Origin of the sequence: Nonomuraea fuscirosea, assembly GCF_003001935.1 — a bacterium.
Classification (GTDB): Bacteria; Actinomycetota; Actinomycetes; order Streptosporangiales; family Streptosporangiaceae; genus Nonomuraea; species Nonomuraea fuscirosea.
In genome coordinates, this window is the sequence record NZ_PVNG01000068.1 from 1 (window position 1) to 6,832 (window position 6,832).

Genomic DNA, 6,832 nt, shown 5'->3' on the forward strand with positions numbered 1-6,832 from the left:
CGCTTCCAGCTGCACACTCACCCTCTTCGCCCACTCCTGACGTCCTCTGCACGAATACTCGTACGCACCTCTGCACACCAATGAGTACGCCGACACGTGCTGATCCACACGGTGATCGGCAGGCCCGCCCGGTCAGGTCCGAGCCACAGTTGCTGGCCGCCGATCGACAGGTTGCCCGAGGCGGGCACGATCCGATCGACCTCGATCGCCTGGCGCGACAGCGGATCGACCGAGGTCCTCAGGACGGGTTCGGGCCGTTCAGGCTGATCACCGTGGTCGCCGGCCGGAGTCGGGAGATCCGCGGGCGCCGGAGCGGCTTCAGGAGCGGAAGCGGTCACCGTGGTCAGAGCGGCGGGCAGCTGCAGCGGCAGTTCCCGCTCTGCCCGGCGCTGTCCGTCGCTGCGCTCGGCGAAGAACCGATCAGCCGGGAAGGCCATGTCCAGCGCCTGGTGCGGGCGGGCGGTGTTGTAATGCTCCACGAACGCGTCCGTCTCGGCCTGGGCGGCCTCGATTGAGGGGCCATGGAGATTCCGGACAGGCGTCTTATGGTCGTAGAGCCTATGCGGCTGTTTGGGTTGTAAGGGACTCGTTGAGTACTTCCAGGGGTGGCCGGTAGCCGAGCGCCGAGTGCAGGCGCCGGTGGTTGTAGAACCCTTCGATGTAGCGGATGACCTGCCGTCTTGCCTTGGCTCGGGTGGTGAAGACGAAGCGGTGCAGCCATTCGTTCTTCAGCGCGGAGAAGAACGATTCGGCCATGGCGTTGTCCCAGCAGACCCCGGTGCGGCCGACCGAGCGGCGGATGTCCAGGCCGGTCAGGAAGCGGCCGAACTCGTCACTGGTGTAGTTCGAGCCGCGGTCGGTGTGAAAAACCGCGCCGCCTTGGAGCAGGCCAGTGCCGGCTGCCATCCCGATCGCGTCTTTGACCAGGTCGGTGCGGTAGTGGTCGGCCATCGCCCAGCCCAGCACCGCCTTGCTGTGACAGTCGATCACCGTGGCCAGATACAGGAAGCCCTCCCAGGTGCGGACGTAGGTGACGTCGCCGACCAGCTTGACTCCCGGACGCTCAGCCGTGAAGTCACGACCGACCAGGTCAGGGATGCCGCGAAAGTTGCCCTGGATGGTGGTGGCCGGCCGGAACGCCCGCACCTGGGCCGGGACCAGGCCCTGTGCGCGCATCAGGGCGCGGACCAGTTCGGCCGAGCAGTGCTCACCGCGACGAGCCAGGGCGGCGTGCACCCGCCGGTAGCCGTAGGTGTCGTGCGAGCCGGCGAAGATCTCGGCGACCGACGCGGCCAGCAGGGTTCGGCGTTGCGCGGTGGCCGAGGCCGGTCGCTCACGCCACTCGTAATAGCCCGAGCGGGACACGCCCAGCCAGGCGCACATCCGCGCGATCTTGTGGTTGGCCTTCTCCGCGTCGATGAGCTCGTACTTGGCGAGCGTCATCGAGTCTGGGACGCGAAGAAGGCGGCCTTAGATTCAAAGAGTCAAGGCAACACATTGGGCCGGGGTTCGGTAGTCGAGGCACTTGCGGGGGCGGTTGTTCAGCCGGGCGGCCAGGGCGTCAAGGTCGGCTTGGCTGTACACGCTCAGGTCGGTGCCTTTCGGTAGGTATTGCCGGATGAGTTTGTTGGTGTTCTCGTTGGTGCCTCGCTGCCATGGGCTGCGGGGCGCCGCGAAGAAGACGTCGATGCCGGTCGCTTCGGTGAGCAGCTGGTGGCCGGCGAGTTCCATGCCGCGGTCCCAGGTCAGGGTGCTGCGTAGGCGGGCATCCATCCGTGTGAACGCCTGCTGCAGGGCGGGGATGACCGTCGTGGTGTGACGGCTGGGTAGCGCGACCATGGTCAGGTAGCGGGACTTGCGGTCGACCAGCGTCGCGATCTGGCTGTTCTTGGCGCCGATGATGAGGTCACCTTCGAGGTGGCCGAGCTCGGTCCGGGCGTTGGCTGCCTCAGGCCGTTCCTCGATCGGCCGTGCCCCGGTGATCTGGGAACGCCATTGGCCCTTGACCGTGTTCTTCTTGTTCTTGCGGATGGGACGGCGCGTGCGCAGCTTGGTGCACAGCTCACGCGGGATTAGCTTCCATCGGGTCGTGTAGATCGCACGGTAGATGCTTTCGTGGCTGATCCGCATGAGCGGGTTGCCGGCGTGCGTCAGCCGCAGATGGCCCACGATCTGCTCCGGGGACCACTCGTTGTCGAGGAGTTCGATCACCAGCCGGCGCAGCACCGGGTTGTTCTGCAGGACGGATGGTTTTGGGCGGCGTGCCTGCTCTTGAGCGCGTTGCTCGGCGGCGAGGGCACGGTACTTCACCCGGCCGCCGTTGCGGGCCACCTCCCGGCTCACCGTGGATGCCGGGCGGCCGATCGACACGGCGATCGAACGTAATGAGGCTCCAGCCTCGAGACCGCGCGAGATCGATTCCCGCTCTTCGACGCTCAAACGATCGGCCCGGCGCACCCGCTCGGCCGGCGCGATGCCACCATGATGCTTCAGCACCGTGAAAACCGACCCCGGAGGCTTGCCCAGGCCCCGGGAGATCACGCTGATGGACTCACCGGCGCGCCACCGCCGCCACAAGTCCTCCTTCATCGCGTCCGACATTCCCGGCCGACCCATCCGAGCCACGATCCACCCATCCACTTGCAGTGTTGCGTTGATCGTTTGGATCTAAGGCCGCTTTTTTCAGGAAGATCAACTTCTCGCGCAGCTCGGCGTTCTCCCGTTCCAACTCCCGGATCCTGGCCCGCTCCGGACCCGAAACCGCCTGCCGCTTCTCCTGCGCACTCGCGATCCGGTGCCGGTTCACCCAGCTGCCCAGCGTGCTGGCGTTGATGCCGAACTCGCGCGCCACCGACGCGACCGTCCGATCGCCCTCCAGCACCATGCGGACGGCTTCTTCCTTGAACTCCGGCGAGAACTGCCTGCGACGCCTTGCCACGTACCTACCTCTTCCAGACTTCTGTCAGCTTATGTAGCCGACTGTCCGGAATCTGCTGGGCACCTCAGTCTGCATCGGGTGCGCCTTCGGTGCATGCGACCGGTCGGCCAGCCCTGCCAAGCCGCCGTCCTGATACCGGCGCACCCAGGCATGCACCGACTGCCGCGACACCCCATACCGTCCGGCCACGTCGGTGACCTTCGCCCCCGACAACACCTCGATCACCGCGTGATAGCGCTGCTCCACGACGCTCAACTCCACCAATGCCACCCGAGCCTCCCCCGAAGCGCCGATAACGCCACGAGCAGGCACAGACAACGATCAAGGTGTCAAGCATCAAGCGAGGCCAGAGTGTCAACCATCAAGCGAGACAGGACAGTTCAAGATCGAAAAGCAACGCCTTATTTCTTTACGGCTCCAATGAACTCGGCACCGTTGCCAGGCCGTGCCCAGCAGGGCGGCGCCGATCGCCTCGATCAGGCCGCGGTGGGCGTCGGAGACGACCAGCTGAACGCCGGACAGACCACGCGCGGCCAGGCCGCGCAGGAACGCCGGCCAGCCGGCGCCGTCCTCGGCCGAGGTGACGTCCAAGCCGAGGACCTCGCGCTGGCCGTTGGCGTTGACGCCGGTGGCGACCAGGCAGTGCACGTTGATCGTGCGACCGCCCTCGCGCACCTTCTGCGTCAGCGCGTCCAGCCAGACGAATGTGTACGGGCCGGCGTCCAGCGCGCGGGTCCGGAACGCCTCGACCTGCTCATCCAGCACCTTGGCCATCTGCGAGACCTGACTCTTGGAGATGTGCTTGATGCCCAGTTGCTCGACCAGCTTGTCGACTCGGCGGGTGGAGACCCTGAGCAGGTAGCTGGTGGCGACCACGCTGATCAGTGCCTGCCCGGCCCGCCGCCTGCGTTCCAGCAGCCAGTCCGGGTAGTAGGAGCCCTGCCGGAGCTTGGGGATGGCAAAGTCGATCGTCCCGGCGCGGGTGTCCCACTCACGGGCCCGGTAGCCATTGCGGGACTTGGTCCGCTCGTCGCTGCGCCGGCCGTAGGCGGCGCCGCACAGGCTGTCGGCCTCGGCCGACATCAACGTCTCGGCCATGGTCTTCACCATGGATCGCAACATGTCGGGGTCGTCGGTCTCGATCTGCTTCGCCAGCCACTGCGCGGGCGTCACACTGGGGTCTGCGGCCATCGTCTGGTTCCCTTCGATCTTGATCTAGCTACTCGAAGGATCACTCGATGACCGTCTTCATTTCACGACGCCACGCCAGTGACCAGGCCAAACTCGTACACCACTTCCGTGGACGCAACCCGGGCATCGTCGAGTTGGACGGAGCGTGTGCCGAACGCTGACCTGATTGAGCCGGTGCGGGGTACAGTGCTCAGTCAGATCGGCCAAGCCGACGTTGACCTTGCTCGGCTCTCCCTTCAGTTGTCGGCACTCAATGTCCTGGGGCCGGCGACGTTGGCGTATCTGGACGGCGAAGAGTTCGCGGCTGCAGATGCTCATATTGAGGGCGAGAGTGTGTCGGCGAATCATCCCGATGTCCGTACGCCGGTGGCCTCGGTGGACGAACAGGATGCAGACGAGTGTGGCCTGGATGAGATCACTTCGGAGGCGTTCGTGACCCGCCGAGGAGGCAGGGTTCTCGCCGCCGCCGGATATCGTTCGTGGTTGAATATGGTGGCGCACGTGTCGGTCTTGACCGCTCCAGGCCATCGTGGTCGCGGCCTGGCTCGCCTGGTAGCCTCGGCGGCGGTCGCCGACGCGTTGGCGAAGGATTTGTTGTCGCAGTGGAGGGCGCGGCCGGAGCCGTCGCGACGGGTTGCCCGAGCACTTGGTTTTCGAGAGCTGGGCTCGCAGGTCAACATCCACATCCGATGCTGACCGGCTGGGGGCCACGGTGTTTCCGGACAGCCGTGTTGTGAGTGCAGCCTATGCGGCCGTTTGGGTTGAAAGGGCCTCGTTAAAACCCTCCAGGGGCGGCCGGTAGCCGAGCGCCGAGTGCAGGCGCCGACGGTTGTAAAGCCCTTCGATATAGCGGATAACCTGGCTTTTCGCCTTGGCCCGGGTGGGGAAGACGAAGCGGTGCCGCTGGTCGTTCTTGATCACGCTGAAGAACGACTCGGCCATCACGTTGTCCCAGTCGACGCCGGTGCGGCCGACCGAGCGGCGGATGTCCAGGCCGGTGAGGAACCGGCCGAACTCATCACTGATGTAGTTCGAGCCGCGGTCGGTGTGGAACACGGCGCCGCTCTGGAGCAGGCCGGTGCCGGCGGCCATCCGGATCGCGTCTTTGACCAGCTCGGTGCGGTAGTGATCGGCCATCGCCCAGCCCAGCACCGCCTTGCTGTGGCAGTCGATCACCGTGGCCAGGTAGAGGAAGCCCTCCCGGGTGCGGATATAGGTGACGTCGCCGACCAGCTTGGTGCCTGGCCGGGAGGCGGTGAAGTCGCGGCCGACCAGGTCGGGGATGCCACGAAAGTCGCCGTCTGGCACGGTGGTCGCCGGCCGGAACGCTCGCACCTGGGCCGGGATGAGGCCCTGCTTGCGCATCAGGGCGCGGACCAGTTCTGGCCGAGTAGTGCTCGCCATGGCGGGCCAGGGCGGCGTGCGCCCGCCGGTAGCCGTAGGTCTCGTGCGAGCCGGCGAAGATCTCGGCGACCAGGCCGGCGAGCAGCGCGCGGCGTTGCGCGGTAGCCGAGGCCGGCCGCTCGCGCCACTCGTAGAAGCCCGAGCGTGACACCTGCAGCCAGGCGCACATTTTCACGATCGAGTGAGGGGCCTTGTCCGCGTCGATGAGCTCGTACTTGGCGAGCGTCATCGAGTCTCGGCTACCAAACCCCCGCCCAATGAGACACACTCAGCTCATGCCGACTCACCCATCAAGATCTTAAGCACATTCGAAGCGGCCTCGATTCTCTTGAGCTTTCACGCTGGTCTTCATGTGGGGGCGTCCACCCCCTCCGCCGACCTGACCAGACTTTTCCCAGCGCCTCATGAGGAGCCATTTATGCCGCAGACCATCGCCTTGCTCGACCAGGGGCACGCCTGGACGGCCGAGCAGATGGCAGCAATCACCGCAGAAGACTTGACCGCGCCCACCCCATGCCCGCCCTGGAACCTTCGTCACCTGCTCGATCACCTTCTGGAGATGCTCGTGGTCATCGCGCATGCCGCCGAGGGCCGCCCGCTCGATCCCGGCTGGCGCGACAACGTCGCGGCCGCGGTCGCGACTTCGGGGGAGGCGCCGGCGGCAGCTTTCGAAGCCATGGCTAGTCGGCTGGCCGCCGCCTGGCGCAGACCCGGCGCCCTGGAACAGACGTGCCAGCTGTCCTTCGGCGCAGTGCCGGCCTCCGTCGTGGCCGGCATCCAACTGCTGGAGGTCGTGGTGCACGGCTGGGACATCACCTCTACAGTAGGGCGTCCCGCTCGCATACCTGACGATCTCGCGAACGCCGTATACGCCTTCGCACAGGGACCGGTTGTCACAGCCAAGCGGGGCATCGCCTTCGCTGATCCTCTGGACGTCGCACATCCGCGCTCGGCCTCCGACCGGCTACTCGCCTACCTCGGCCGCGTCCCGCTCACCTCGGCGTGATCAGGCTCTACCCACCGAAACCTTTCGCGCGCAGCGGGACTGTACGGTCACTGGCTCTGGCCCACTTTCGGTGGTGACGGGAAGTGGTTAGCCGAGCAGGATGCGATGACGGAGGAGTGCGGAGCCGGCTCGCCCGTACATCTGCCTCTTGATCATTGTCGTTTTGGTGTTGACGCCTTCGGTGCCGCCGTTGTGGAGCGGGAGGGTGAGGGCGGCGTGGACGGCGGCCCGGTCGTCGTCCAGCCCGCGGGTGAAGGCGTGCAGGTGGGGCAGGTCGGCCTGACGTGCTTGTT

9 protein-coding genes and 2 pseudogenes are annotated in these 6,832 nt (G+C 66.2%); 2 read left to right on the top strand and 9 right to left on the bottom strand.

The window, feature by feature from the left end; translation table 11 throughout:
* Positions 1 to 17 precede the first annotated feature (17 nt).
* The 7 genes and pseudogenes from B0I32_RS55875 to B0I32_RS55900 form a co-directional block, all read right to left on the bottom strand.
* The gene (locus tag B0I32_RS55875) at positions 18 to 437 is read right to left on the bottom strand and encodes a hypothetical protein (RefSeq protein WP_146178771.1); all 420 of its coding nucleotides are present in this window, start codon (positions 435 to 437) and stop codon (positions 18 to 20) included.
* A pseudogene (locus B0I32_RS62045) lies at positions 438 to 512 on the bottom strand (integrase core domain-containing protein); the annotation flags it as partial.
* Positions 513 to 558: 46 nt separating this feature from the next.
* Complete coding sequence (locus tag B0I32_RS55880) at positions 559 to 1,443, bottom strand: IS3 family transposase (protein ID WP_106253624.1); 885 nt, start codon at positions 1,441 to 1,443, stop codon at positions 559 to 561.
* Between the two features lie 33 nt (positions 1,444 to 1,476).
* Positions 1,477 to 2,589: an IS30 family transposase gene (locus B0I32_RS55885; protein WP_219912567.1), complete on the bottom strand. Its 1,113-nt coding sequence runs from the start codon at positions 2,587 to 2,589 to the stop codon at positions 1,477 to 1,479.
* Positions 2,552 to 2,938, bottom strand: coding sequence for a transposase (locus B0I32_RS55890; protein ID WP_106253627.1), 387 nt, complete (start codon positions 2,936 to 2,938; stop codon positions 2,552 to 2,554). Before B0I32_RS55890 ends, B0I32_RS55885 begins: the two co-directional genes overlap by 38 nt.
* 24 nt (positions 2,939 to 2,962) lie before the next feature.
* The gene (locus B0I32_RS55895) at positions 2,963 to 3,193 is read right to left on the bottom strand and encodes a helix-turn-helix domain-containing protein (protein WP_281262699.1); all 231 of its coding nucleotides are present in this window, start codon (positions 3,191 to 3,193) and stop codon (positions 2,963 to 2,965) included.
* A gap of 159 nt (positions 3,194 to 3,352) precedes the next feature.
* A pseudogene (locus tag B0I32_RS55900) lies at positions 3,353 to 4,129 on the bottom strand (IS256 family transposase); the annotation flags it as partial.
* A 108-nt stretch (positions 4,130 to 4,237) separates the two neighbouring features.
* Here B0I32_RS55900 and B0I32_RS55905 point away from each other — a divergent pair.
* The gene (locus tag B0I32_RS55905) at positions 4,238 to 4,825 is read left to right on the top strand and encodes a GNAT family N-acetyltransferase (RefSeq protein ID WP_245956735.1); all 588 of its coding nucleotides are present in this window, start codon (positions 4,238 to 4,240) and stop codon (positions 4,823 to 4,825) included.
* Positions 4,826 to 4,873: 48 nt separating this feature from the next.
* Here B0I32_RS55905 and B0I32_RS55910 read toward each other — a convergent pair whose 3' ends face one another.
* On the bottom strand, positions 4,874 to 5,494 hold the full coding sequence (locus B0I32_RS55910; protein WP_181308963.1) for an IS3 family transposase: 621 nt from the start codon (positions 5,492 to 5,494) through the stop codon (positions 4,874 to 4,876).
* 457 nt (positions 5,495 to 5,951) lie between these two features.
* Here B0I32_RS55910 and B0I32_RS55915 point away from each other — a divergent pair, with 457 nt between their 5' ends.
* The gene (locus B0I32_RS55915) at positions 5,952 to 6,539 is read left to right on the top strand and encodes a TIGR03086 family metal-binding protein (RefSeq protein ID WP_106253632.1); all 588 of its coding nucleotides are present in this window, start codon (positions 5,952 to 5,954) and stop codon (positions 6,537 to 6,539) included.
* An 87-nt stretch (positions 6,540 to 6,626) separates the two neighbouring features.
* On the opposite strand, the gene B0I32_RS55920 is transcribed toward B0I32_RS55915, so the two are convergent.
* Positions 6,627 to 6,832 (bottom strand): transposase (locus tag B0I32_RS55920; RefSeq protein ID WP_146178772.1); only part of this gene is annotated, 206 nt, incomplete at its 5' end.

Bases quoted from the DNA above. Each gene is read 5' to 3' on its own strand.
- B0I32_RS55880 (WP_106253624.1), bottom strand. From the start codon at position 1,443: ATGACGCTCGCCAAGTACGAGCTCATCGACGCGGAGAAGGCCAACCAC.
- B0I32_RS55910 (WP_181308963.1), bottom strand. From the start codon at position 5,494: ATGCGCAAGCAGGGCCTCATCCCGGCCCAGGTGCGAGCGTTCCGGCCG.
- B0I32_RS55915 (WP_106253632.1), top strand. From the start codon at position 5,952: ATGCCGCAGACCATCGCCTTGCTCGACCAGGGGCACGCCTGGACGGCC.
- B0I32_RS55875 (WP_146178771.1), bottom strand. From the start codon at position 437: ATGGCCTTCCCGGCTGATCGGTTCTTCGCCGAGCGCAGCGACGGACAG.
- B0I32_RS55885 (WP_219912567.1), bottom strand. From the start codon at position 2,589: ATGAAGGAGGACTTGTGGCGGCGGTGGCGCGCCGGTGAGTCCATCAGC.